Source organism: Pseudomonas sp. MYb2, assembly GCF_002979955.1.
GTDB lineage: Bacteria > Pseudomonadota > Gammaproteobacteria > Pseudomonadales > Pseudomonadaceae > Aquipseudomonas.
This window is the reverse complement of record NZ_PCQC01000003.1, coordinates 262,193-285,082: the sequence shown is the minus strand read 5'-3', so window position 1 is coordinate 285,082 and position 22,890 is coordinate 262,193. Positions and strand designations below refer to the sequence as shown.

26 protein-coding genes are annotated in these 22,890 nt (G+C 59.0%); 13 read left to right on the top strand and 13 right to left on the bottom strand.

Annotation, left to right across the window (positions count from 1 at the left end):
• Nucleotides 1-83: 83 nt before the first annotated feature.
• Complete coding sequence (oprI, locus tag CQ009_RS06500; RefSeq protein WP_003199355.1) at nucleotides 84-335, bottom strand: outer membrane lipoprotei OprI; 252 nt, start codon at nucleotides 333-335, stop codon at nucleotides 84-86.
• 640 nt (nucleotides 336-975) lie between these two features.
• Between oprI and CQ009_RS06495 the strand changes: the two genes are divergently transcribed.
• Nucleotides 976-1,257: a GNAT family N-acetyltransferase gene (locus tag CQ009_RS06495; protein WP_003226804.1), complete on the top strand. Its 282-nt coding sequence runs from the start codon at nucleotides 976-978 to the stop codon at nucleotides 1,255-1,257.
• A gap of 63 nt (nucleotides 1,258-1,320) precedes the next feature.
• On the opposite strand, the gene CQ009_RS06490 is transcribed toward CQ009_RS06495, so the two are convergent.
• Both CQ009_RS06490 and CQ009_RS06485 read right to left on the bottom strand, forming a co-directional pair.
• Entirely contained in the window at nucleotides 1,321-2,397 is a 1,077-nt protein-coding gene (locus CQ009_RS06490; RefSeq protein ID WP_003226802.1) for a 3-deoxy-7-phosphoheptulonate synthase, read from the bottom strand.
• 130 nt (nucleotides 2,398-2,527) lie between these two features.
• On the bottom strand, nucleotides 2,528-2,971 hold the full coding sequence (locus CQ009_RS06485) for a PilZ domain-containing protein (protein WP_007908584.1): 444 nt from the start codon (nucleotides 2,969-2,971) through the stop codon (nucleotides 2,528-2,530).
• On the opposite strand from CQ009_RS06485, the gene CQ009_RS06480 reads away from it, so the two are divergent.
• The 5 genes from CQ009_RS06480 (at nucleotide 2,970) to cysB (ending at nucleotide 6,941) form a co-directional block, all read left to right on the top strand.
• Nucleotides 2,970-3,356, top strand: a complete 387-nt coding sequence (locus tag CQ009_RS06480; RefSeq protein WP_105705223.1) for a co-chaperone YbbN — start codon at nucleotides 2,970-2,972, stop codon at nucleotides 3,354-3,356. The two genes, CQ009_RS06485 and CQ009_RS06480, sit on opposite strands and share 2 nt — an antisense overlap.
• Nucleotides 3,353-4,324, top strand: a complete 972-nt coding sequence (locus CQ009_RS06475; protein ID WP_177431005.1) for a putative 2-dehydropantoate 2-reductase — start codon at nucleotides 3,353-3,355, stop codon at nucleotides 4,322-4,324. Before CQ009_RS06480 ends, CQ009_RS06475 begins: the two co-directional genes overlap by 4 nt.
• Nucleotides 4,325-4,346: 22 nt before the next feature.
• The gene (locus CQ009_RS06470; protein ID WP_064391400.1) at nucleotides 4,347-5,252 is read left to right on the top strand and encodes a 5'-nucleotidase; all 906 of its coding nucleotides are present in this window, start codon (nucleotides 4,347-4,349) and stop codon (nucleotides 5,250-5,252) included.
• 97 nt (nucleotides 5,253-5,349) lie between these two features.
• Nucleotides 5,350-5,853: a universal stress protein gene (locus tag CQ009_RS06465; protein WP_064391399.1), complete on the top strand. Its 504-nt coding sequence runs from the start codon at nucleotides 5,350-5,352 to the stop codon at nucleotides 5,851-5,853.
• 113 nt (nucleotides 5,854-5,966) lie between these two features.
• Complete coding sequence (gene cysB / locus CQ009_RS06460; protein WP_007908591.1) at nucleotides 5,967-6,941, top strand: HTH-type transcriptional regulator CysB; 975 nt, start codon at nucleotides 5,967-5,969, stop codon at nucleotides 6,939-6,941.
• Nucleotides 6,942-6,950: 9 nt separating this feature from the next.
• Here the strand turns inward: cysB and CQ009_RS06455 are convergent, their stop codons facing one another.
• Both CQ009_RS06455 and CQ009_RS06450 read right to left on the bottom strand, forming a co-directional pair.
• Nucleotides 6,951-7,433 (bottom strand): GreA/GreB family elongation factor, encoded by a 483-nt coding sequence (locus CQ009_RS06455; protein WP_105705221.1) that lies wholly within the window; start codon nucleotides 7,431-7,433, stop codon nucleotides 6,951-6,953.
• Between the two features lie 2 nt (nucleotides 7,434-7,435).
• Entirely contained in the window at nucleotides 7,436-7,846 is a 411-nt protein-coding gene (locus CQ009_RS06450; protein WP_105705220.1) for a hypothetical protein, read from the bottom strand.
• A gap of 124 nt (nucleotides 7,847-7,970) precedes the next feature.
• On the opposite strand from CQ009_RS06450, the gene earP reads away from it, so the two are divergent.
• A complete protein-coding gene (gene earP, locus CQ009_RS06445; RefSeq protein WP_105705219.1) occupies nucleotides 7,971-9,113 on the top strand; it encodes an elongation factor P maturation arginine rhamnosyltransferase EarP in 1,143 nt (380 codons plus the stop codon).
• A gap of 48 nt (nucleotides 9,114-9,161) precedes the next feature.
• Nucleotides 9,162-9,731: an elongation factor P gene (locus CQ009_RS06440; RefSeq protein WP_007908599.1), complete on the top strand. Its 570-nt coding sequence runs from the start codon at nucleotides 9,162-9,164 to the stop codon at nucleotides 9,729-9,731.
• A 184-nt stretch (nucleotides 9,732-9,915) separates the two neighbouring features.
• On the opposite strand, the gene CQ009_RS06435 is transcribed toward CQ009_RS06440, so the two are convergent.
• The 4 genes from CQ009_RS06435 to CQ009_RS06420 all read right to left on the bottom strand — a co-directional run bounded on the left by CQ009_RS06435 (nucleotide 9,916) and on the right by CQ009_RS06420 (nucleotide 13,200).
• A complete protein-coding gene (locus CQ009_RS06435) occupies nucleotides 9,916-10,926 on the bottom strand; it encodes an alpha/beta hydrolase (protein WP_064391395.1) in 1,011 nt (336 codons plus the stop codon).
• Between the two features lie 34 nt (nucleotides 10,927-10,960).
• A complete protein-coding gene (locus CQ009_RS06430; protein WP_105705218.1) occupies nucleotides 10,961-11,380 on the bottom strand; it encodes an organic hydroperoxide resistance protein in 420 nt (139 codons plus the stop codon).
• A 326-nt stretch (nucleotides 11,381-11,706) separates the two neighbouring features.
• Nucleotides 11,707-12,171 (bottom strand): MarR family winged helix-turn-helix transcriptional regulator, encoded by a 465-nt coding sequence (locus tag CQ009_RS06425; protein WP_064391673.1) that lies wholly within the window; start codon nucleotides 12,169-12,171, stop codon nucleotides 11,707-11,709.
• Between the two features lie 72 nt (nucleotides 12,172-12,243).
• The gene (locus tag CQ009_RS06420) at nucleotides 12,244-13,200 is read right to left on the bottom strand and encodes a LysR family transcriptional regulator (RefSeq protein ID WP_105705217.1); all 957 of its coding nucleotides are present in this window, start codon (nucleotides 13,198-13,200) and stop codon (nucleotides 12,244-12,246) included.
• 111 nt (nucleotides 13,201-13,311) lie between these two features.
• Here CQ009_RS06420 and CQ009_RS06415 point away from each other — a divergent pair, with 111 nt between their 5' ends.
• Complete coding sequence (locus tag CQ009_RS06415) at nucleotides 13,312-14,061, top strand: sulfite exporter TauE/SafE family protein (RefSeq protein WP_177431006.1); 750 nt, start codon at nucleotides 13,312-13,314, stop codon at nucleotides 14,059-14,061.
• On the opposite strand, the gene CQ009_RS06410 is transcribed toward CQ009_RS06415, so the two are convergent.
• The gene (locus CQ009_RS06410; RefSeq protein ID WP_177330971.1) at nucleotides 14,051-14,905 is read right to left on the bottom strand and encodes a LysR substrate-binding domain-containing protein; all 855 of its coding nucleotides are present in this window, start codon (nucleotides 14,903-14,905) and stop codon (nucleotides 14,051-14,053) included. The genes CQ009_RS06415 and CQ009_RS06410 overlap by 11 nt on opposite strands.
• 96 nt (nucleotides 14,906-15,001) lie before the next feature.
• Between CQ009_RS06410 and CQ009_RS06405 the strand changes: the two genes are divergently transcribed.
• Together CQ009_RS06405 and CQ009_RS06400 are read left to right on the top strand one after the other, a co-directional pair.
• Nucleotides 15,002-15,223: a DUF1127 domain-containing protein gene (locus CQ009_RS06405; RefSeq protein ID WP_016985493.1), complete on the top strand. Its 222-nt coding sequence runs from the start codon at nucleotides 15,002-15,004 to the stop codon at nucleotides 15,221-15,223.
• An 80-nt stretch (nucleotides 15,224-15,303) separates the two neighbouring features.
• Nucleotides 15,304-16,524 (top strand): winged helix-turn-helix domain-containing protein, encoded by a 1,221-nt coding sequence (locus tag CQ009_RS06400; protein WP_105705215.1) that lies wholly within the window; start codon nucleotides 15,304-15,306, stop codon nucleotides 16,522-16,524.
• Between the two features lie 108 nt (nucleotides 16,525-16,632).
• On the opposite strand, the gene CQ009_RS06395 is transcribed toward CQ009_RS06400, so the two are convergent.
• A complete protein-coding gene (locus CQ009_RS06395) occupies nucleotides 16,633-17,979 on the bottom strand; it encodes a class II 3-deoxy-7-phosphoheptulonate synthase (protein ID WP_064391390.1) in 1,347 nt (448 codons plus the stop codon).
• 150 nt (nucleotides 17,980-18,129) lie between these two features.
• Here CQ009_RS06395 and CQ009_RS06390 point away from each other — a divergent pair, with 150 nt between their 5' ends.
• Nucleotides 18,130-18,885, top strand: a complete 756-nt coding sequence (locus CQ009_RS06390) for a spermidine synthase (RefSeq protein WP_064391389.1) — start codon at nucleotides 18,130-18,132, stop codon at nucleotides 18,883-18,885.
• A 110-nt stretch (nucleotides 18,886-18,995) separates the two neighbouring features.
• Here CQ009_RS06390 and CQ009_RS06385 read toward each other — a convergent pair whose 3' ends face one another.
• Nucleotides 18,996-19,787, bottom strand: coding sequence for a crotonase/enoyl-CoA hydratase family protein (locus CQ009_RS06385; RefSeq protein WP_064391388.1), 792 nt, complete (start codon nucleotides 19,785-19,787; stop codon nucleotides 18,996-18,998).
• A 423-nt stretch (nucleotides 19,788-20,210) separates the two neighbouring features.
• Between CQ009_RS06385 and CQ009_RS06380 the strand changes: the two genes are divergently transcribed.
• Nucleotides 20,211-21,884: a DEAD/DEAH box helicase gene (locus CQ009_RS06380; protein WP_008088238.1), complete on the top strand. Its 1,674-nt coding sequence runs from the start codon at nucleotides 20,211-20,213 to the stop codon at nucleotides 21,882-21,884.
• Nucleotides 21,885-22,050: 166 nt separating this feature from the next.
• On the opposite strand, the gene CQ009_RS06375 is transcribed toward CQ009_RS06380, so the two are convergent.
• Entirely contained in the window at nucleotides 22,051-22,818 is a 768-nt protein-coding gene (locus CQ009_RS06375; protein WP_105705214.1) for a class III extradiol ring-cleavage dioxygenase, read from the bottom strand.
• Nucleotides 22,819-22,890: the final 72 nt, after the last annotated feature.

Here is a 22,890-nt window from a genome sequence, read left to right as displayed (position 1 = left end):
TTTATTGCCTGATCAAAAACGATGGGCAATAAAAAAGCCGACCCGATAAATCGGGTCGGCTCGATAACAATCCCGAGGGATTATTACTTGCGGCTAGCTTTGTCCAGCATGCGCAGAGCACGCTCGTTAGCTTCGTCAGCAGTCTGTTGTGCTTTTTGAGCAGCAGCCAGAGCTTCATCAGCTTTACGGTAAGCTTCGTCTGCACGAGCCTGGGAGCGAGCAGCTGCGTCTTCAGTAGCGGTCAGACGTGCTTCGGTTTCTTTCGATGCGCTGCTGCAACCGGTAGCCAGAACTGCGGCCAGAGCCAGAGCAGAGAATTTCAGAACGTTGTTCATCGTGTTCCCCTTCAAGGACTTTCAAATTAAGTGGCTGTCTCCTCACGATTGAGGAAATAGCCGGCGTACATACTACCCATTACTTGTAGTAAGTAAACTGACGTAGCGCAAGAAGCAAAAAAAATTGTAGTTGCTGATTCTTTTTCGAGCAACTTTTAACCTGGTTGTTTAAAAAACACCCAGCTACAAGTCCCGCGCAGAGCGAGCTAATGAGAAAAAGTTCCCGTTGTCATGTGCTGTTTTTGCAGTCTTGGCTAAAGTCTGTCTAAATGAATTCGTCCATACTTTTGTTCCGATTTTGCGTGCTGCTTCGCTTATCTTTTGTCCATGTTGAGGTGACTTTAAAAAAGGCCGCACGTCTTAAGTCTCAACATCCGGCAATGTTCAGGTGAGCGGCCCGGGAAGATCTTCTCCCACGCCACCCCTGCGTCCATCGGAGCAACCCCCGTCAACCGGCTTGATGACGAGCGCACCTTGAGCATTTTTGCCAATGATGCCTACTATTTATCAGGTGCTCGGTTGCGCGAGATCGGTGTGGCTCTTCTCGGTGTCCATCAGGCACGGGGTGGCGTAGTTGTTCCTTCGCCGGAAAAACATCGGTAAGGTAGGGGTCAGAATTCAAGACCCGCGAGGAGTAGTGATGAGCGAGGCGTTGTCCATCCACCATGACCAGGCTGGTCATCAGTTCGAGACCAATGTGGACGGTCATCGTGCCTACCTGACCTATATGGATCTGGGAAAACAGACCCTGGATATCTATCGCACGTTTGTGCCCAACGCCCTGCGTGGCCGTGGCATTGCTGCTGCGCTGACCGAAAGCGCGCTGCAATACGCCGAAGAAATGGGCTACACGGTGATTCCGTCGTGCTCCTACGTCGAGCGCTACATGGAGCGTCACCAGCGCCGCGCCGCCAAGATCTGAACCGCAGACACAAAAAAAACGCCGGGCAATGCCCGGCGTTTTTTTATGCCTGTAGAACGCGTATCAGCTGCGCTGGCGTTTCGGCAGAACATCCTTGAGCTTGGCGTGCATGCTGCGCAGGGTGTTCTCGGTGGCGGACCAGTCGATGCAGGCATCGGTGATCGACACGCCGTATTGCAGGTCGGCGAGGTCTTTCGGAATTGCCTGGCAACCCCAGTTCAGATGACTCTCGACCATCAGGCCGATGATCGACTGGTTGCCTTCGAGGATCTGGTTGGCGACGTTCTCCATCACCAGCGGTTGCAGGGCCGGGTCCTTGTTGGAGTTGGCGTGGCTGCAATCGACCATGATGTTCGGCTTGATCTTCGCCTTGTTCAGCGCCTGCTCACACAGGGCAACGCTGACCGAATCGTAGTTCGGCTTGCCGTTACCACCGCGCAACACCACGTGACCGTAGGCGTTGCCTTTGGTGGTGACGATCGACACGCCACCTTCCTGGTTGATACCGAGGAAGCGGTGTGGGCTGGACACTGACTGCAAGGCGTTGATCGCCACGGTCAGGCCGCCGTCAGTGCCGTTCTTGAAGCCGACGGCCGAGGACAGGCCGGAAGCCATTTCACGGTGAGTCTGCGATTCCGTGGTGCGCGCGCCGATCGCCGACCAGCTGATCAGGTCCTGCAGATACTGCGGGGAGATCGGGTCGAGGGCTTCGGTGGCGGTTGGCAGGCCTTTTTCGGCCAGATCCAGCAGCAACTGACGACCGATGTGCAGACCGTCCTGGATCTTGAACGAGTCGTCCAGGTACGGATCGTTGATCAGGCCTTTCCAGCCAACGGTGGTCCGTGGCTTCTCGAAATACACGCGCATGACCAGATACAGGGTGTCGGAGACTTCCTCCGCCAGCACCTTGAGGCGGTCGGCGTATTCGTGGGCAGCCTTGATGTCGTGGATCGAGCACGGGCCGATCACTACGAACAGACGGTGGTCGGTGCCATCAAGAATGTTGCGAATGACTTCGCGGCCCTTGGTGACGGTGCGCAGGGCAGCGTCGCTCAGAGGGATATCACGCTTGAGCTGATCGGGAGTGATCAGGGTCTCGTTAGAGGCGACGTTTAGGTCGTTGATCGGTAAATCAGCCATCGTTTACTCGTCAGGTCACGGGTGCCGGCCGCCAGCGATCCCCGCGCGGCGGAGCACAGCAGATTTAAGCGCGTCGGGGAGCGGAACCTTAGCGCGTAAAGCGCCTGCTCGACAATGGGCAAAAGGTGCTTTAGTCCAGCGCTGGCTGCGCAAAAGCCTTGCGCACGCTGTCGTGGGAGAACTCGTCGGCGTGTTGCTCGACCCATTGCAGGGCCACCGCCTGAATTTCTTGCAGGTCATCGTGGGTGTCGTGCATGCGGCAGTAGCGCTCGATCTGACACACCTGCTCACCCATTCGCGCGCTGAACAGCGTCTGCTCATCGGTAAACGCGATGCCCACCAGATAGCCTTTTTTGCGGCGCAGGCACCACGCGACATAGCCCGGATAACAGATGTCGGCATTCAGTGTCGGCATACGCACTTGCAGCGCCGTGCCATGGCGCCAGGCACGGTGGTAATTGCAAGCGATGCCGCCGAGGCTGATAGTGTGCAGCTGTTGCCTGGAAATACACTCAGGCTTGAGCAAGGTTAATTCAACCGGCACCTCGTCCGGATGAGGTATGAAACGTCCCATGAGCACAGACTCCCTGTGTCGGTCATTTGACATTGTTTCCCCCAGTATAGTGGTCGAATCCGAACTGACCGATTTCGACGCCGATCAACGGCTATTGGCGATGAGCGGCGTTTCCCTGGTGATTTTCACCAGTGTCGGCTGCGCCAGTTGCCGTTATGCCCGCGAGGTGTTGCCGGGACTCGATCTGGCCATCGATCAGTTGTGCTGGATCGATGCCGGCGACAACGGCGGGTTGGTCGAGCGTTATCAGGTCTTTCATTTGCCGGCGCTGTTTGTCGTGCGCGACGGCGAATTCTTTGGGGCATTGCATACACGCCTGACGGCCGATGCACTCAACGAGGCATTGGCGCAGGCACTGGGTCGAATTGCAGAGGAGTTGCCATGATGGGGGCAGTGAATAAACCGGGCTTTGATAAACCGAAAGTGGGGATCATTGGCACCGGCGCGATTGGTGGTTTCTACGGTGTGATGCTGGCGCGTGCCGGCTTCGATGTGCACTTTCTGTTGCGCAGCGAGTTTTCGGCGGTGGCTGAACGCGGTTTGCAGGTGAACAGCGCGGTGCATGGCCCGCTGACATTGAATCCGGTGCAGGCCTATTCGGCGGCCGAGGATATGCCCAAGTGCGACTGGCTGTTGGTCGGGGCGAAAACCACCAGCAATGCCGGTCTCGCGCCTTCTATCATTCAAGCGGCCAAACCCGATGCGAAAGTGCTGGTGCTGCAAAACGGCCTCGACGTCGAAGACAGCTTGCGTGAATTGCTTCCCGATTCCCTGCATCTGCTGGGCGGCCTGTGCCTGATCTGCGTGCATCGCGAAGGGCCAGGGCAAGTCATCCATCAAGCCTTGGGCGCGGTGAACGTCGGTTATCACAGTGGTCCATCCAGCAATGACGCCGCCTGTATGGCGATTGTCGAGGAGGGTTCCGGGATGTTCCGCGCTGCCGGGATCGATTCCCAGGCGATGCCCAATCTGCAGCAGGCGCGCTGGCAGAAACTGGTGTGGAATATTCCCTACAACGGCCTGTCGGTGCTGCTTGGTGCTGGCACCACCCAGCTGATGGCTGATGCCGACAGCCGCGCATCGATTCAGGCATTGATGGCTGAAGTGGTGCAGGGTGCCAAGGCCTGTGGCCATGAAGTGCCGCCGGGATACGCCGACTATCTGTTCATGATGACCGAGAAAATGCTCGACTACTGGCCGAGCATGTACCACGACTTTTTACATAAACGACCGCTGGAGCTGGAAGCGATCTACGCTCGGCCACTGGCAGCGGCGAAAGCGGCAGGCTGTGAGTTGCCGCGCATCGAAGCGTTGTATCGCAATTTAAGTTTTATCGACCGGCGCAACGTTTAAGCCGGTCGCTCTGGGGGAAGGCATGGCCAAAAACATCGATGACAAACTGGTGCTGGCGATTTCGTCGCGCGCGCTGTTCGACCTGAGCGAGAGCCACAAGGTCTATCTGTCGAGCGGCGTCGAAGCCTACCGGCAATATCAGATCGAGCACGAAGACGAAATCCTTGCGCCCGGCGATGCCTTCCCGCTGGTGGAAAAACTCCTGAGCCTCAACAGTCGCCTCGGGCGGGCGCGGGTCGAGGTGATTCTGGTCTCGCGCAACAGCGCCGACACCGGGCTGCGTGTGTTCAACTCGATTCACCACTACGGCCTGGCGATTTCCCGCGCGGCGTTCGTTGGCGGGCGCAGTCCGTATCCTTATTTGAAGGCGTTTGGTTGCGACCTGTTTCTTTCCACCCATGCGGAAGATGTGCGCGCGGCGCTGGACGCCGGGTTCGCGGCGGCAACGATTTTGTCCGGTGGTGCCAGCCGTGCCGCGAGTGATGAATTGCGCATCGCCTTCGACGGTGACGCGGTGATTTTTTCCGATGAGTCGGAGCGCGTCTATCAGTCTGGCGGGCTCGAAGCGTTCCAGGCCAAGGAGCGCGAAGCGGCCCGCGAGCCTTTGCGTGGCGGCCCCTTCAAAGGCTTTCTGGCGGCGCTCAATCTGTTGCAGCGCGAATTCCCCGACGACGATTGCCCGATCCGCACGGCGCTGGTAACCGCGCGTTCGGCCCCGGCTCATGAACGGGTGATCCGCACGTTGCGCGAATGGGACATTCGTCTCGACGAGTCGTTATTTCTCGGTGGCCTGACCAAATCGGCGTTTCTCGAAGCGTTCGCCGCCGACGTCTTCTTCGATGATCAGGCCGGCCATTGCGAACTCGCCCGCGAAGTCGTTGCCACTGGCCACGTGCCGCATGGCATCAGCAACGAACCGTCGATCTAAACCCCTGTGGTTCAAGACGTTGCGCCGCACGTCGTACTCGCCAAGGCACTGCTAAGCTGAATCAAATCTCCGCCATGTTGGCACGCGAGGAGGTCATATGATTCGTTCGATGCTGTATGCCACTGACCTCGGTCTGTACGCACCGTTAGTGATGCAGCATGCCTTGGCATTGGCGCGAACATTCAATGCCGATTTATACGTGGTGCACGCGGTAGAGCCGATGGGGCTGTTTGCCGAGTCGGTGTTGCAGAGCTATCTCGACGAGCAGGCATTGAACGAATTTCACAGCCAGGGTCTGAAAACCGTCATCGCCAATATCGAACAGCGGGTGCTGGAAAGCTTTCGTGAAGAACTGGGGGAAGAGGGCGAACAAGACCTGCAGCGCATTCGCGCAGTGCGCGTGCTGCAGGGCGATCCGTCGCAGGTGATTCTCGACCAGGTGCAGAAACTCTCTGTCGATTTGCTGATCGTAGGAAGTCACAGCCACGGGGTGGGTGCGGAAACGCCATTGGGGCGCACGGCGGCCCGGGTCCTGCAATTGGCCAAGGTGCCGGTTTATCTGGTGCCGCTGGTGGAGCGTCGGCGCCGGGAGGATCGCTGAGGCAGGAATAATGGCACTATGATAAAAAAGTTCTAGATTTATTCTTCAAACCATTAATATAGTTATATACCGTCGCTGATGCCCGTGGCGTCTACCTGCTTTGAGGGATTCATATGAAGCTTCAACAATTGCGCTACATCTGGGAAGTGGCGCACCACGACCTCAACGTTTCCGCTACAGCCCAAAGCCTTTACACCTCGCAACCGGGCATCAGTAAACAAATCCGTCTGCTCGAAGACGAACTCGGCGTTGAAGTCTTTGCCCGCAGTGGCAAGCACCTGACCCGCGTCACCCCGGCCGGCGAGCGCATCATCACCACAGCCGGTGAGATCCTGCGCAAGGTAGAAAGCATCAAGCAGATCGCCCAGGAATTCTCCAACGAGAAAAAAGGCACCCTGTCGATCGCCACCACCCACACCCAGGCGCGTTATGCCCTGCCGCCGGTGATCAGCAATTTCATCAAGCAATACCCGGACGTGGCGCTGCACATGCACCAGGGTTCGCCGATGCAGATCGCCGAAATGGCCGCTGACGGCACCGTCGATTTCGCCATCGCTACCGAAGCGCTGGAGCTGTTCGGCGATCTGGTGATGATGCCGTGCTACCGCTGGAACCGTTGCGTAGTCGTGCCGCAGGGCCACCCGCTGACCAAGCTGCCGAAGCTGACCCTTGAAGCTCTGGCCGAATACCCGATCGTGACTTACGTGTTCGGTTTCACCGGCCGTTCGAAACTCGACGAAGCTTTCAGCCATCGCGGCCTGACGCCGAAAGTGGTGTTCACCGCCGCCGACGCCGACGTGATCAAAACCTATGTGCGTCTGGGTCTGGGTGTGGGCATCGTCGCTAAAATGGCGGTCGACACCAAACTCGATAACGATCTGGTGGTGCTGGATGCCAGCGAACTGTTCGAGTCGAGCATCACCAAGATCGGTTTCCGTCGCGGCACCTTCCTGCGGGGTTTCATGTGCGACTTCATCGAGAAGTTCGCCCCGCACCTGACCCGCGAAGTCATGGCCAAAGCGATTCAGTGCCACAACAAGCAAGAGCTGGAAGAACTGTTCGACGGCGTCGAACTGCCGGTTCACTGATCAGTTGTTTCAGAGCACCTCGGTGACAGCGAACTGTTGCCGGGTGCCCGCCACCAGAATCTCCACCTCATCGCCTTCGAACTTGCCCAGCAGGCTTTTGCCCAGCGGCGAGCGCGGGGTGATGACGGTAATCGGCTGACCGACCACGTCGACTTTCAGACCCGCCGCGTCCGGCGCCAGAAACAGCCATTGTTCGCGACCCTTTTCGTCCTCCAGACCAAGCAGGGCGCCGATTTCGATACCGCGATTTTCATCGTAGGCACGTAGCGTCAGGTTCTGACACAGCGCCAGTGACTGACGAATTTCCTCAACCCGTTTCGCCTGACCCGCCGCCAGATACGACGCCTCAAGCCCCAGCGTGTCGTACTTGTTTTCGGCGATGTTTTCTTCGTGGGTCGCGGTTTCGTAAGCGGTTTGCGCAGCGCGTTCGGCAACGTCGAGGTCGATGCGCAGTTTGTCGAGAATCAGTTGGTGGACGATGTGCTTGTTCATGATCAATCGCAGAATTGCAAAACGTTGGCGCGGCTTTTTTCGCTCGGGGCGGTCTGGTCCTGTTGCAACCAGAACTGGCATTTTGGGTTGGACTGATTTCGCGAGCTGCTGCGCGCTTGATCGAGTCGAGCCTGCTGTTCGTTCTTGCGCAGGTTTTCTTCGTACTGGTCGAACAACGGGCTCTGCGCTGGAATATCCGGCTGCACCTGCACGGCCGCCGGTGGCTTGGCCAGTTCCTGCACCGCCTGCGCGACCGGTGCCAATTGTTCGCTGAACAGAAAACGCGACAGCAGCCAGCAGGTCAGCGCGATGGCGAGAAAACCCAGCCACATGCCCAAGGCAATGCTGCCGGTCAGATGCAGCGCGCTAAGCTGTACAGGCAATGGGCGGCGCGGATTGGGACGATAGGGCATGGCTGCCTCCTGGCGGATGATTACGGGCAAGTGGCGATTGTCGCACGAAGATTAATACTCGTCGGCTCTTCTGCACGAGGTCATTTATGCGGACAATCGCTGCTTTTGCCAACGGGAGTCTTGAATGCCGGAAGTGAACACCCGCTGGGATATTTTTTGCACCGTAGTCGACAACTATGGCGATATCGGCGTGACCTGGCGTCTGGCCCGGCAATTGGTCGCCGAGCACTCTTTGGCGGTGCGCCTGTGGGTCGATGACCTGCGTGCGTTCGAACGGATCTGCCCGGACATCGACGTCAACGCCGTGCAGCAATGGCGGCAGGGCGTCGAGGTGCGGCACTGGCCGAGTGAGTGGGCACACACTGAAGCGGCGGATGTGGTCATCGCTGCGTTTGCCTGTCAGTTGCCCAGTGATTACATGGACGCCATGGCCGAACGCGAAAAGCCGCCGTTGTGGATGAACCTCGACTACCTCAGCGCCGAGGACTGGGTCTTTGGCTGTCATGGTCTGCCATCGGTGAAATACAAATCGGTGCAGAAAATCTTCTTTTTCCCCGGCTTCCGGCCCGGTACTGGCGGCTTGCTGCGTGAGCGTGGATTGCTTGAGCAGCGTCAGCAGTTTCAGCAGGATCCCGAGGCGCAGCGACAATTCCTGCAGGGCCTGGGCATTGATCGCACGCCTGAGGCGCAGCTGATTTCGTTATTTGCCTACGAGAATGCCGGGCTGGCCAGTTGGCTGGACGTATTGGCAGCGGACGCCACGCCAACCCATCTACTGGTGCCGGAAGGGCGCATTCTTGGCGATGTTGCGCGCTGGCTCGGGGTTGAAACCCTGACGGTCGGTGCGATCCATGTGCGGCAGTCATTGACCGTGCAGGTCCTGCCGTTCGTCCGACAGGATCAATATGATCACCTGCTGTGGTGCTGCGATTTCAACGCCGTGCGCGGCGAGGATTCGTTCGTTCGCGCGCAATGGGCGGGGCGGCCGATGCTCTGGCACATCTATCAGCAGGACGAAGACATCCACCTGGACAAACTCGACGCGTTTCTTGCGCTGTACACGAAAGGCCTGTCGCCGGCTGCTGCTGAGGCGATGAACGGTCTTTGGCGAGCCTGGAGTGCCGGGCAGCCGATCGGTGATCACTGGCTGGCGAGCCGCAAACACTGGCCCGAACTGCAGGAAAATGCCGAAAAATGGTGTCTGGAACAAGGCTTGCAGGCCGATCTTGCCGCAGCGCTGGTACAGTTTTACCTAAATTGGATATGATACGCGGCCTAGATTTTTGTAAATCCCATCCAAATTCGGATATTCGCAATGAAAACTGGTAAAGAACTGAAACCCGGTACCGTGATCCGTCTCGAGAACGATCCTTGGCTGGTTCAGAAAGCTGAATTCACCAAGTCGGGCCGTAACAGCGCGATCATGAAGACCAAGCTGAAAAACCTGCTGACCGGTTACAAGACCGAGATCGTTTACAGCGCTGACGACAAACTGGACGACGTAATCCTCGACCGCAAAGAAGCGACCCTGTCCTTCATCAGCGGCGACACCTACACGTTCATGGACACCACTGACTACACCATGTACGAGCTGAACGCTGAAGACATCGAAGCTGTTCTGCCTTTCGTTGAAGAAGGCATGACCGATGTTTGCGAAGCGATCTTCTTCGAAGAGCGTCTGGTTTCCGTAGAGCTGCCGACCACCATCGTACGTGTAGTTGACTACACCGAAGGTTCGGCCCGCGGCGATACTTCCGGCAAAGTCATGAAGCCAGCCAAGCTGGCCAACGGTACCGAGCTGCAGGTTGCTGACTTCATCGAAATCGGTGACAAGATCGAAATCGACACCCGCGAAGGCGGTTCCTACAAAGGCCGTGCCAAATAAGCACTGCTTTTCGCGGAAAGAAAAAGCCCGACCATTGAGTCGGGCTTTTTTGTGCCTGGGTTTTGTGCTCCACACCTATTCCCTGTGGGAGCGAGCCTGCTCGCGAATGCGTTCTGTCAGCCAGCACATCACCGGATGACACTCCGCTTTCGCGAGCAGGCTCGCTCCCACAATGGGATTGTGGTTACTTCAGGTGTTCCTTGAGTTCTTCAGATGCCTGCAACATCGCCGAACGCACTGCTGGCACCTGACTGACCACGTTGAGCAAACCGTAATCGTGAATCATGCCGTTGTACCGCACTGACGTCACCGGCACTCCGGCCTCGTCCAGTTTGCGTGCGTAGGCTTCGCCTTCATCACGCAAGACATCGGCGCCGGCGGTCTGCACCAGCGCGGGCGGCAGGCCCTTCAGTTGTGCGGTGGTGGCCCGCAGCGGCGAGGCGTAGATCTCGCTGCGCTGTTTGGCGTCGGTGGTGTAGTTGTCCCAGAACCACTTCATCATGTTGCGCGTGAGGAAGTGTCCTTCGGCGTACTGGTTGTAGGAACCGGTATCGAAATTGGCATCCGTCACCGGCCATAGCAGCACCTGGAACTTAATCGCCGGCGTGCCCTTGTCTTTGGCCATCAGTGCAACCACAGCCGCCATGTTGCCGCCGACGCTGTTGCCCGCCACGGCCAGACGTTTGCCATCGACATTGATCTCTTTACCGTGCTCTGCGACCCACTTCGTTGCGGCGTAGGCCTGGTTGATCGCCACCGGGTAATGCGCTTCCGGCGATGGCGTGTAATTGACGAACACCGCCGCCGCTCCAGAACCGACCACCAGATCCCGCACCAGCCGCTCGTGCGTCGGGAAGTCGCCCAGCACCCAGCCGCCGCCATGGAAGAACATGAACACTGGCAGCTCGCCCTTGACCCCGGCCGGCCGGACGATGGTCAGGCTCAACGGTTGGCCATCGACCTGGATGGTTTTCTCGCTGACGTCCGCTTTGGGCAGCGTCAACTTGACCCCGGACTGCGCGCCGACCAGCACGGCGCGGGCATCTTTGGGCGTCAGCTGTTCCATCGGTTTGCCGGTGCCGGCATTCAGCACATCGAGGAATGCCTGAGTGTTGTGTTCGACATCACCGGCAAATGCACTGTGGATGGACAGGGCGAGAAGGGTACCGGTCAAGACTTTGCTGAAAGTGTGCATGTTCATTTCCTGTTCGGGCCTGGGCTATCAGCAGTTAAACGGTGACGTGCAGACGCACATCGACGTTGCCGCGGGTGGCGTTGGAGTACGGGCAGACCTGGTGAGCAGCGTCGACCAGCGCTTGTGCGTCGGCTTGTTCCAGGCCAGGCAGGCTGATGTGCAGGTCGATGTCCAGACCGAAGCCACCGGGGATCTGGCCGATACCGACGTGGGCGGTGATCGAGGCATCGTCAGGGATTTTGCGTTTGCTCTGGCTGGCGACGAATTTCAGTGCGCCGATGAAGCAGGCCGAGTAGCCGGCAGCGAACAGTTGCTCCGGGTTGGTCGCCGCGCCGCCGGCACCGCCGAGCTCTTTCGGGGTGGCGAGTTTGACGTCGAGAATGCTGTCGCTGGAGATCGCACGACCATCACGGCCGCCAGTGGAGGTTGCGATTGCGGTGTAGAGAGTTTGCATGGTGTGAGCCTCATTGGGTGTGGTTGTGTGCGCTAATTGTTTGCGCGCTAAGTAAGTGCGAGATAAATGTATCGCGCGAATATATTGCGCGCAAGACAAATTTTAAAAAAAGCTGCGCTTTGACGAAGCGGCGGGTATGAGAGGGTGGCTGTAAGGCTCGAGTTAGAGCGGATTGCGCGGTAGATCAGATGGTGAAAATATTTTCTTGTCGATGAAATCAATGTGGGAGCGAGCCTGCTCGCGAATGCGGTGTATCAGTCACCATTCATATCGACTGACACTACGCATTCGCGAGCAGGCTCGCTCCCACAGGGACTGTGTGGAAGTCAGATCAGGCTTTCTTGCAAGTGACCGCGCAGTGCCTGCAATTCCGCTTGCAGCTTTTGCAGGCGTTCCAGGGTGAAGCCGCTGGCGCCGAGGATGCATTGCGGAATGGTCTGCGCCTTGTCTCGCAGCGCGCGGCCTTGCTCGGTCAACTCGACAATCACCACCCGCTCATCCTCTCGACTGCGCGTGCGGCTGAGTAACCCTTCGCCTTCCAGGCGTTTGAGCAGTGGAGTCAGCGAACCGGGGTCGGTCAGCAACCGTGTGCTGATCTCTCCGACCGTCAAACCATCCTTTTCCCACAACACCATCATTGCCAGGTACTGCGGATAGGTCAGATTCAACGCTTGCAGCAGTGGCTTGTAGACCTTGGTCATCATCAGTGAAGTGGAATGCAGGGCGAAGCAGGCCTGGTTATCCAGTAGCAGTTCTTCGCAAAGGTCGGGGGTATTGCGCTCGGATTTCATAACAAAGCCTTGATCGGTGATGGTCATGAATCTAGCGCCCGAATGTTTAATGCGCTAGATAATTCTCCAGCCTCAGTGGCGGCCCAAATCTCGCTGTAGCGCCAGATCCCAGGGCGGCACCGGGCTGAAGCGGCTTTTCAGATACTCCAGCAACAAGCGACTACGCGAATTCGTCTGCTGTTCCATGCGCAACGCGTAAATGCCGGTGGACTCCGGATTGGGTAGCCCGCTTTCGCAAAACAAAGGCAGCAATTCGCCGCGTAACAGGTATTCACTGGCCAGCCAGGTCGGTAGATGAGCAATGCCCAATCCGGCCAAGGCGCCACAGACCAATGCTTCGGCGTTGTTGGCGCTCATGCGGATTCGCCCCGGGCGGTGCAGTTGCATCTGGCCGTCCTGTTCAAAGCGCCAGGCGAAGGGCGGTGCGAGGCCGTCCCAGTCGAGGCCGTCATGCTCGCTCAGTTGCGCCGGCCTGCCGGGCACACCACGGCGTTTGAGGTAGTCAGGGCTGGCGCAGGCAATTCGCACCATGCTCGCCAAGGGTGTGGCGACCAATCGGGTATCAGCCATTTGCCCTGCGCGCAGGACCAGATCGACTTTGCCAAGATTGGAACCGGCCATATCGACGAAGCTGTCGATCAAGTGCAATTGCACGTCCAGGCCCGGATACAGAACGAGAAAGTCAGCGATTACGGGTGCCAGATGCCGTCGCCCGAAGGCTGCCGGGGCATCGATGCGAATCAGGCCCTCTGGCGCACTGCTTAGCGACACCGCTTCAGCTCGGGCCAGTTGCAATTCGGCGACGATCCGCCGGGCCCGTTCGGCAAACGCGAGACCGGCCGGCGTGGCGAGTACGGCGTGAGTGCTGCGAATGAACAACTGGCTGCCGACCGCGCTTTCCAGGCTGTCGATCCGCCGCGCGACCGCCGAAGGTGTCAGCGGATGACGGCGCGAAGCGGCGGAAAAACTGCCACTCTCCAATACATCGAGAAACAGCCCGAGTTGCTCGGTCAATAAATCAGGGTTCATGTTCAGTGCTGCGCTTGTGCGAAATCGGCATAGCCATTGTGCGTTGCTATGCGTTTCCACGCCAGCCGCGACTGCGTAGGATGATTCGCCTGACGTGAGAGGAATTCGGCTGTGATGGAGTTTTTGTTGTACCTGCTGTTCGGCGCGGCGCTTGGCACACTGGGTGGCATCTTCGGCATCGGCGGCGGCTTGATCGCCATTCCGTTGCTGGGCGTTTGGTTCGGCCTGGATCAACAGATCGCCCAAGGCACGGCGCTGGTCATGGTCGTGCCTAACGTGATGCTGGCGCTGTGGCGGTATCACCAGCGCAATCGCATTGAGTTGCGTCACGCGCTGCCGCTGGCGGTGATGGGGTTCTGCTTTGCCTGGATCGGTTCGATCTGGGCGGTCGGCATTGACGCGCAAACCATGCGCGTCGGTTTTGTCGCGTTCCTTGTCGTTCTGTCGGCTTACAACCTGTTGAAGATGTTCGGTCGCCAACCCGCAGCAACGTCAGAGATGCGTTATTCATGGCCGTGGCTGGGTGTTCTCGGGGCTGCATCAGGAACCATGGGCGGTCTGTTCGGTGTCGGCGGGGCAGTAGTGGCGACGCCCGTGCTGACCAGTCTGTTCGGCACCACGCAGGTGGTCGCGCAAGGCTTGTCGCTGGCGCTGGCGCTGCCAAGTACCGGCGTGACCTTGGTGACTTACGCGGTGCATCAGGAAGTGGACTGGATAATCGGCCTGCCGCTGGCCCTAGGTGGTCTGGCGAGCATCAGTTGGGGGGTGAAAGTCGCCCACGCCATGCCGGAAAAATACCTGCGCGGGCTGTTCTGCGGTTTTCTGGTGCTGTGCGCGGTGATGCTCGCGTTTAAAGTTTGAAGCCTTCGACGATGTGCTCGGCCAGGCACTCGGTGATCGGCGAAGGGTTGTTAAGGTTGCGGATCAGCATGATGCTGGCTTCCGGCAACAGCGGCAGTTCTTCCTCGGCTCCGAGAATGCGCATGTCCGGGGTAATCAGACTCTCCAGTTGCGCAGTGATCGCCAGACCCGCGCTGACCACGGCCATCAGCGCCGATAGGCTGGTGCTGTTGTAAGCGATGCGGTAATCGCGGCCCATCGCATCCAGCGCATTGCACGCCCACAAGCGGCAGAAGCAATCACTGTTGAACATCGCCAGCGGCAGCGGTGTTTGTTCGTGGGCGCTGAAATTCTGCGCCTCGGCCCAGACAAAACGCTCCTTGCGCAACAACTGGCCGATCTCGTTACCCGGTTCGCGGGTGACGATCGACAGATCCAGATCGGTACGCTGCAGCAATTGTTTAGTCGACTCGCAATGCACTTCGATCTGGATCAGCGGATAGAACTGCGCAAACCGCGACAGGATCCCCGGCAGAAAACGCATCACGTAATCATCCGGCGTGCCGATGCGCACGGTGCCGACCATGTGCGGCTCGCGCAAGGTGTTGAACACTTCACTGTGCAGCTTGAGGATGCGCCGCGCGTAACCGAGCAACACCTGACCTTCGGCGGTCAGGCGCACCTGACGTCCATCACGCTCGAACAACTGGCGCTGCAACACGTCTTCTTCCAGGCGCTTCATCTGCATGCTCACCGCCGATTGCGTGCGGTTGACCATTTCGCCAGCGCGGGTGAAACCGCCCTGATCAGCGATGGCGACAAAGGTGCGCAGGACATCGGTATCGATACTGGGGTAGGCCGACAATTGATGAATCTCCGTGATGCATGCCATCAGAAACATTCGTTGGATTGATCTTAGCGCCAGGCAGAGACTTGATCCATCCACAAGGAGGGCAACACGATGAAAGGTCAAAGAGAGTATGTAGACGAAGCAAAATTTTCCGGCCACGGCCATATCGTTTCCGATTTGCTGCACAAGTTTAGCCGCTGGTACGAACTGCACCGTGAACGCGAGTTGCTCGCCAGTCTGAGTGATGAAGCGTTGAAGGACATCGGCGTCAGTCGTGCCGACGTTGAACACGAAGCCGTGCGGCCGTTCTGGGATGACCCGATGCATAAATGACCCACTGCATAAATGATGAGCAAAGCGCTACACAAACCAACTTCCAGTGAGGTAGGTTGCGAGCAGACAAGGAGATGCTCATGCCCGCAACAGTGTCCTTTTCCCTCAAACAGGCGCGACGAGTGGCGCTGGCGGCCCAAGGGTTCAACGGGCGCCAGCCGCCGACTGTCAAAGCCGCTCACGTCAACCGGCTGATCGAACGGCTGGGTCTGCTGCAAATCGACTCCGTCAACGCCGTGGTGCGCTCGCACTACCTGCCGCTGTTTTCCCGTCTCGGTGCCTACTCTTCTGATTTGCTCGACCAGGCTGCCTGGAGTTCGGGGCGACGTCGCACGTTGTTCGAATACTGGGGGCATGAAGCGTCGTTGTTGCCGCTGTCGATGTATCCGTTGATGGCTTGGCGGATGCAGCGCGCCAGGCGTGGCGAGGATATTTATCAGCAACTGGCCAGATTCGGTCGCGAGCAGCAGGACGTGGTTCGTCGGGTCTTGAATTCGGTGGAAGAGCAGGGCGCGTTGGGCGCCGGCAGCCTTTCAACCCGTGAAGACAAGGCCGGGCCATGGTGGGACTGGAGTGCTGAAAAGCATGCGCTGGAGTGGTTGTTCGCCGCCGGTGAAGTCACGGTGGCGGGGCGTCGCGGTTTTGAGCGTTTGTATGATTTGCCGGAGCGGGTGATTCCTCCATCGATTCTGCAACAGACATTGCCCGGTGAGGCCGAAGCGCAGCGTGGCTTGTTGCTGCATGCAGCGCAGGCATTGGGCGTGGGTACAGAGAAAGACCTGCGTGATTACTTTCGCCTGAACCCGGCGGATGCGCGTCCGCGCCTTGCAGAACTGGTCGAAGCAGGGCAGCTGCAAATGTGCGAAGTCGCCGGTTGGCGGCAAATCGCCTATTGCCTGCCGGAGCCGAAAGTCCCGCGCAAAGTGGCGGCCAGTGCGTTGTTGTCGCCCTTCGATTCGTTGATCTGGGAACGCAGCCGGACTGAGCGCTTGTTCGACTTTCGCTATCGGCTGGAGATTTATACGCCGCAGGACAAGCGAGTCTACGGCTATTACGTGTTGCCGTTTTTGCACAACGAGCGGATTGCTGCGCGGGTGGATTTGCGTGCCGAACGGGCGGCGGGGCAGTTGGCGGTGCATGCGGTGCACGAGGAAGAGCCGGGGCTGGATGAGGAAGGGATGTTGGCGCTGGCCGTGAATTTGCGGCAGATGGCAGATTGGCTGGGGCTTGCGCGGCTGCAATTGAATTGTCAGCGCGAGAGTGCGGCGCGGTTGCGGGTGGCATTGGCAGAACTGGACTGATCCCTGTAGGAGCTGCCGAAGGCTGCGATCTTTTGATGTTGATCTTATAAAAAACAAGATCAAAAGATCGCAGCCTTCGGCAGCTCCTACAAGTTTGCGCGACGCGGTCTAGCGGCGAACCTGCTTGAGGGTTTCAGCAATCAAAAACGCCAACTCCAGCGACTGATCGGCATTCATCCGCGGATCACAATGGGTGTGATAGCGATCCGACAAGCCGTCTTCAGTAATCGGCCGCGCGCCACCAATGCACTCGGTGACATTCTGCCCGGTCATCTCGATGTGAATCCCGCCGGCATAGCTGCCTTCCGCTTCGTGCACCTGGAAGAACTGTTTAACCTCACCGAGGATCTGCGCGAAGTCGCGGGTCTTGTAACCGCTGCTGGCCTTGATGGTGTTGCCGTGCATCGGGTCGGAGCTCCACAGCACTTGCTTGCCTTCACGCTGTACCGCTTGAATCAGCGCCGGCAGGTGATCGCCGACCTTGTTCGCACCCATCCGCGCGATCAGGTTGAGGCGCCCCGGATCGTTGTCCGGGTTGAGCACGTCGATCAGGCGGATCAGATCATCCGGGTTCATGCTCGGGCCGACCTTGACGCCGATCGGGTTGTTCACGCCACGCAGAAATTCAACGTGCGCGCCATCGAGTTGACGAGTACGGTCGCCGATCCACAGCATGTGCGCCGAGCAATCGTAGTAATCGTTGGTCAGGCTGTCGCGACGCACGAAGGCTTCTTCGTAGTTCAACAGCAACGCTTCGTGAGCGGTGAAGAAACTGGTTTCGCGCAGTTGCGGCGAGCTGTCCATGCCGCAGGCACGCATGAACGCCAGGGTTTCATCGATGCGGTCGGCGAGGTGGCTGTACTTCTCGGCCAGCGCCGAGTTGGCGATGAAATCGAGGTTCCACTTGTGCACCTGATGCAGGTCGGCAAAACCGCCCTGAGCAAACGCGCGCAACAGGTTCAGCGTCGCGGTGGACTGGTGGTAGGACTGCAGCAGGCGTTCCGGATCGGGTACACGGCTCTTTTCGTCGAAACCGATGCCGTTGACGATGTCGCCGCGATAAGCCGGCAGCGTCACGCCGTCGATGGTCTCGTCGTTGGCCGAGCGCGGTTTGGCGAACTGACCGGCCATGCGCCCGACCTTGACCACCGGGCAACCGGCGGCAAAGGTCATGACGATTGCCATTTGCAGCAACACTTTAAACGTGTCGCGAATCTTTGCCGCAGAGAACTCGGCAAAGCTTTCCGCGCAATCGCCGCCCTGCAGCAGGAAGGCCCGACCCTGGGTGACTTCGGCAAACTGACGGCGCAGTTCGCGCGCCTCGCCGGCAAACACCAGCGGCGGATAGCTGGCCAGGGTTTGTTCGACCTGGCGCAGGTGCGCGGCGTCGGGGTATTGCGGTTGCTGCTGGATCGGCAGGGCGCGCCAGCTGTCAGGGCTCCACGGTTGGCTCATCACGGTCTCTAAGGTTCTACGCACGGAAGGCCATGTTAGCAGCAATTAGTGCGTGACCTGCTCCCGCCCCATCACCGACAATCGCCGCTTTGCCACGGCGCCACAGCGGTGCCATCGCGTCACCGCGCCCGGTGACCATCAGGAGACGAAATGACTGAGGAGCGCGTCGAGCATCTGCTCGCCGAAGTACAGGATGAGTTCGGCGTGATTCGCGTGCTGGAAGTGGCCGATTACCGCTTTCTCGAGTTCGGCGATGCCATCGAGCAGAGCTGTGTGTTCACCGCTGATCCGAGCTGGCTGGAATACGACTACACCCGGGCGATGCTGATTGGCGCGTTGTGCCATGAGCAACCGGAGAGTGCGCTGTTTCTCGGGCTCGGTGCCGGAACGCTGACTCAGGCCTGCCTCAGGTTTTTGCCGCTGGAAGATGTCGAAGCCATCGAGTTGCGCCCTGACGTGCCGCGTCTGGCCATCGAATACCTGGGCCTGGATGATGATCCGCGTTTGTACATTCGCGTCGGTGACGCCATTGAACTGCTGCCGACGGCAGAGCCTGCGGATCTGATTTTTGTCGACCTGTACACCGATGTCGGCCCGGGTGTTGGGCATCTGGCCTGGAGTTTTCTCGGTGACTGCCAGAAACGCCTGAATCCGGGCGGCTGGCTGGTGATCAACCAGTGGGCCACCGATGACGGCAAGCCGCTGGGCGCGGCGTTGTTGCGCGGGCTCTATCACCGGCATTACTGGGAGCTGCCGGTGAAGGAGGGCAATGTGATTCTGATTGTGCCGGCGGACCTTGATCAGATGTTGGACATGCAGGCACTGACTGCGCGGGCCGAGGCGCTGGCGCCGCGGTTGGGGTATTCGTTGCAGTCGTTGATCAACAGTATTCGCCCGGCCACCTGAGGCTGTTGGCCTTGCTGGCCCTATCGCGAGCAGGCTCACTCCTGCATTGAAATGCGTTCCCTTGTAGGAGTGACCCTGCTCGCGATGGCGTCATGACAGGCGCCAAATTTTCAGATCCCTTTGAAGATCCCGGGTCGCCGCTCCACCAACGACCGCACTCCCTCCCTGGCATCCTCACTCGCCAGCAACTTCTTCACCAGTGCCGGCAACCCTTGCGCCGCCGCCGTCTCACCTTCATATCGGGCCTGCCGCGCCGACATCAACGTCGCCTGCACCCCCAACGGCGCCTGCCGGGCAATCCGTTCAGCCAGTTCAATCGCCCGTGGCAGCAGATCTTCACTGGCCATCACTTCCTGCACCAGTCCCAAGTGCAAGGCTTCGTGCGCATCAAACTCATCGCCGGTCAGCAGCCAGCGCATGGCATTACCCCAACCGGCAATTTGCTGAAAACGTAAAGTCGCGCCACCAAAAGGAAAAATCCCACGCTGCACTTCCATTTGTGCGAAGCGGGTATTGCTCGCACACAGGTTGATATCCGCCGCCAGCATCAGCTCGATGCCGATGGTCAGGCAGTAACCCTGCGCGGCGACAATCACCGGTTTGCTCACCCGCGGCCCGACGAAAACACCCCATGGATCGCAACCGCCGGTCGGAACCTGCCAGCCTTGGGCCAAAGCCGAGCTGGCGTTGACCAGATCCAGACCGGCGGTAAAGTGCTCGCCGTGGCCAAACACCACTGCTACCCGCGCCTCACTGTCGGCCTCAAACTCGCCATAAGCCAGGCTCAGGTCATTGAGCAGGTCGAGATCGAAAGCATTGCGTTTGGCCGCTCGATCCAGGCCAATCAGGTGGACGTGACCTCGGCGTTCTCGGCTGACGCGGCCGGCACAGGGCTGATTCATGGCGAAATCCTCGGGCGGGAAGGGCGGGGCAGCGACGGTATGCCGCAGCGCAGTGAATCGTTTAAGCGTCATCACCCGCAGGGCCGGGCCTTTGAAAAATAGACCTTGGCGCGATTATCCGCAAAACCCCGTTACATAGCGGTGACACACGCATTCAGCCGATAAAAAAAGCTCCCTTTTCGGGCGAAATCCGGTATAGTGCGCGCCGGCCTTTAACCGGGCCGCGTTTAGGTAGCGCAATTCCCCGAAGTCAGCTTCGGCTGCACGTCCGCATTGCGGGCTCTTCCCGGACGATTCTTTTTTTTCATTCATTCGTTTTCGCAAATCCCCGCCGACAAAGCTGCCAGGGCGACTCTTGAGTCTCAACACGGCATGCGCAGCTTTGGAGCATGGGTCTTTGCGGATGCACTTAGAGGCAGACCCATGACCCAGGAAACCGGCGGATTCGCCGCTTTTAATCTTAACCCGAATATTCTTGCAGCCGTCGCAGCGACCGGCTACGAAGAGCCTTCGGCGATTCAGCAGCAATCGATCCCGATCATCATGGCCGGCCAGGACATGATTGGTCAGGCGCAAACCGGTACCGGTAAAACCGCCGCGTTCGCACTGCCTATTCTGCACCGCATCGATCCTGCCAAGCGCGAACCGCAAGCCCTGATCCTGGCGCCAACTCGTGAGTTGGCGCTGCAAGTAGCAACCGCTTTTGAAACCTACGCCAAGCAAATGCCGGGCGTTACCGTTGTGGCCGTTTACGGCGGCGCGCCGATGGGCCCACAACTGAAAGCAATCCGTAATGGCGCACAGATCGTTGTCGCCACTCCGGGTCGTCTGTGCGACCACCTTCGTCGCGACGAAAAAGTTCTGTCGACCGTTAACCACCTGGTTCTCGACGAAGCTGACGAAATGTTGAAACTGGGCTTCATGGATGACCTGGAAGTCATCTTCAAGGCTCTGCCAGCGACCCGTCAGACCGTTTTGTTCTCGGCTACCCTGCCGCAGTCGATCCGCGCCATTGCCGAACGCCATCTGCGCGATCCGCAACACGTGAAGATCCAGACCAAGACTCAGACTGTTACCGCGATCGAACAGGCTCACCTGTTGGTTCACGCTGACCAGAAGACTTCGGCCGTTCTCAGCTTGCTGGAAGTGGAAGATTTCGACGCTCTGATCATGTTCGTACGTACCAAGCAAGCGACCCTGGATCTGGCCAGTGCCCTCGACGCCAAAGGCTACAAAGCTGCGGCGCTGAACGGCGACATCGCCCAGAACCAGCGTGAGCGCGTCATCGACTCGCTGAAAGATGGCCGTCTGGACATCGTTGTCGCGACCGACGTAGCTGCTCGTGGTCTGGACGTTCCGCGCATCACTCACGTGTTCAACGTTGACATGCCGTACGATCCAGAGTCCTACGTTCACCGTATCGGCCGTACCGGCCGTGCCGGTCGCGAAGGTCGTGCACTGCTGCTGGTGACTCCGCGTGAGCGCCGCATGCTGCAAGTGATCGAGCGTGTAACCGGTCAGAAAGTCGCTGAAGTCCGCCTGCCGGACGCTCAAGCCGTTCTCGATGCGCGCATCAAGAAGCTGACCAACAGCCTGTCGCCGCTGGTCGCTGATGCCGAGTCGACTCACGGTGAGCTGCTCGATCGTCTGACTGCAGACATCGGCTGCACCCCGCGTGCTCTGGCTGCAGCCCTGCTGCGCAAAGCCACCAACGGTCAAGCGCTGAACCTGGCTGCCATCGAGAAGGAACGTCCACTGGTGCCGAACAACGCACCGCGTGGCGACCGTCCTGAGCGCACTGGCGACCGTCCTGATCGTGGTGACCGCGAGCGTCGCGCGCCAATGCCTTTGGGCGAAGGCCGTGCTCGTTGCCGTACCGCGCTGGGTGCGCGTGACGGTATCGCTGCGAAAAACCTGCTGGGCGCCATCCTTAACGAAGGCGGTCTGGCCCGTGAAGCGATCGGTCGCATCCAGGTGCGTGACAGCTTCAGCCTCGTTGAGCTGCCGGAAGATGGTCTGGACAAACTCCTGACCAAACTGAAGGACACTCGCGTTGCCGGTAAGCAGTTGAAGCTGCGTCGCTATCGCGAAGATTGATCCGCCTCTGGGCTGATTGATCAAGCATGAAAAATCCCCGACTGGTTCGGGGATTTTTTTTGCCTGCTTTTCGAGATCAAAGGATCGCAGCCTTCGGCAGCTCCTACAGGGGGAACGCATTCCAAATGCAGGAGCTGCCGAAGGCTGCGATCTTTTGATTTTGCTTTTAACCGAAGCGGTAAATATCCATGCCCAGCGCGCCCATCGTGAAGCCCTGATGTGCCACGCTGAACTCACCGCCCGCGCCTCGCGCGAAATACAGCGGCAACAAATGCTCATCACTCGGATGACTGCGCACCGCATGCGGCGCCTGCTGGCGATAATCATGCAGCGCCGCCTCATCGTCGGCCGCCAACTTCTCGATCACCCAGTCACGGAAATCCCGAGCCCATGGCTCGACACTTTCCGGGCCGGCGTGCCAATCCAGTTCGCGCAGGTTGTGCGTGATGCTGCCGGAGCCGATCAGCAAGATACCTTGATCGCGCAGGCTCGCCAGTGCCCGGCCGACGCGGGTTTGCAGCGCCGGGCCTGCGCGACTTGGTAGCGAAACCTGCACCACTGGAATATCCGCCTGCGGATACATCAGTGACAAAGGAACCCAGACGCCGTGATCGAATGGACGCTGCGGATCGAGGCGTGCGGGCAGGTTGTTGGCTGTCAGCAAATCAGCCACTTCGGTAGCCAGTTGCGGATCGCCCGGTGCCGGGTATTGCACTTCAAACAGTGCGCGGGGGAAGCCGCCGAAGTCGTGCCAGGTTTCTGGTTGCGCATGGTTGCCGACCAGCAACTCATGGCTTTCCCAATGCGCAGAAACGATCACGATGGCTGTGGGTTTCGGTAATTCGGCTGCCAGCCGCGCCAGCGCCGGGCCACTGGCACCGGGCTCCAGCGCCAGCATGGGTGAACCATGGGAAATAAACAGGCTGGGAAACATGATGGGTTCCTGAGCGTTAAGATGCCTCATCTTCAGTCAGATCATTGATCTAAATCTAATATAAGTTTTAAC

What these genes read in the sequence shown, in the direction of transcription:
- oprI (WP_003199355.1), bottom strand. Translation starts at nt 335, where the DNA reads ATGAACAACGTTCTGAAATTCTCTGCTCTGGCTCTGGCCGCAGTTCTG.
- CQ009_RS06495 (WP_003226804.1), top strand. Translation starts at nt 976, where the DNA reads ATGAGCGAGGCGTTGTCCATCCACCATGACCAGGCTGGTCATCAGTTC.
- CQ009_RS06490 (WP_003226802.1), bottom strand. Translation starts at nt 2,397, where the DNA reads ATGGCTGATTTACCGATCAACGACCTAAACGTCGCCTCTAACGAGACC.
- CQ009_RS06480 (WP_105705223.1), top strand. Translation starts at nt 2,970, where the DNA reads ATGAGCACAGACTCCCTGTGTCGGTCATTTGACATTGTTTCCCCCAGT.
- CQ009_RS06485 (WP_007908584.1), bottom strand. Translation starts at nt 2,971, where the DNA reads ATGGGACGTTTCATACCTCATCCGGACGAGGTGCCGGTTGAATTAACC.
- CQ009_RS06475 (WP_177431005.1), top strand. Translation starts at nt 3,353, where the DNA reads ATGATGGGGGCAGTGAATAAACCGGGCTTTGATAAACCGAAAGTGGGG.
- CQ009_RS06470 (WP_064391400.1), top strand. Translation starts at nt 4,347, where the DNA reads ATGGCCAAAAACATCGATGACAAACTGGTGCTGGCGATTTCGTCGCGC.
- CQ009_RS06465 (WP_064391399.1), top strand. Translation starts at nt 5,350, where the DNA reads ATGATTCGTTCGATGCTGTATGCCACTGACCTCGGTCTGTACGCACCG.
- cysB (WP_007908591.1), top strand. Translation starts at nt 5,967, where the DNA reads ATGAAGCTTCAACAATTGCGCTACATCTGGGAAGTGGCGCACCACGAC.
- CQ009_RS06455 (WP_105705221.1), bottom strand. Translation starts at nt 7,433, where the DNA reads ATGAACAAGCACATCGTCCACCAACTGATTCTCGACAAACTGCGCATC.
- CQ009_RS06450 (WP_105705220.1), bottom strand. Translation starts at nt 7,846, where the DNA reads ATGCCCTATCGTCCCAATCCGCGCCGCCCATTGCCTGTACAGCTTAGC.
- earP (WP_105705219.1), top strand. Translation starts at nt 7,971, where the DNA reads ATGCCGGAAGTGAACACCCGCTGGGATATTTTTTGCACCGTAGTCGAC.
- CQ009_RS06440 (WP_007908599.1), top strand. Translation starts at nt 9,162, where the DNA reads ATGAAAACTGGTAAAGAACTGAAACCCGGTACCGTGATCCGTCTCGAG.
- CQ009_RS06435 (WP_064391395.1), bottom strand. Translation starts at nt 10,926, where the DNA reads ATGCACACTTTCAGCAAAGTCTTGACCGGTACCCTTCTCGCCCTGTCC.
- CQ009_RS06430 (WP_105705218.1), bottom strand. Translation starts at nt 11,380, where the DNA reads ATGCAAACTCTCTACACCGCAATCGCAACCTCCACTGGCGGCCGTGAT.
- CQ009_RS06425 (WP_064391673.1), bottom strand. Translation starts at nt 12,171, where the DNA reads ATGAAATCCGAGCGCAATACCCCCGACCTTTGCGAAGAACTGCTACTG.
- CQ009_RS06420 (WP_105705217.1), bottom strand. Translation starts at nt 13,200, where the DNA reads ATGAACCCTGATTTATTGACCGAGCAACTCGGGCTGTTTCTCGATGTA.
- CQ009_RS06405 (WP_016985493.1), top strand. Translation starts at nt 15,002, where the DNA reads ATGAAAGGTCAAAGAGAGTATGTAGACGAAGCAAAATTTTCCGGCCAC.
- CQ009_RS06400 (WP_105705215.1), top strand. Translation starts at nt 15,304, where the DNA reads ATGCCCGCAACAGTGTCCTTTTCCCTCAAACAGGCGCGACGAGTGGCG.
- CQ009_RS06395 (WP_064391390.1), bottom strand. Translation starts at nt 17,979, where the DNA reads ATGAGCCAACCGTGGAGCCCTGACAGCTGGCGCGCCCTGCCGATCCAG.
- CQ009_RS06390 (WP_064391389.1), top strand. Translation starts at nt 18,130, where the DNA reads ATGACTGAGGAGCGCGTCGAGCATCTGCTCGCCGAAGTACAGGATGAG.
- CQ009_RS06385 (WP_064391388.1), bottom strand. Translation starts at nt 19,787, where the DNA reads ATGAATCAGCCCTGTGCCGGCCGCGTCAGCCGAGAACGCCGAGGTCAC.
- CQ009_RS06380 (WP_008088238.1), top strand. Translation starts at nt 20,211, where the DNA reads ATGACCCAGGAAACCGGCGGATTCGCCGCTTTTAATCTTAACCCGAAT.
- CQ009_RS06375 (WP_105705214.1), bottom strand. Translation starts at nt 22,818, where the DNA reads ATGTTTCCCAGCCTGTTTATTTCCCATGGTTCACCCATGCTGGCGCTG.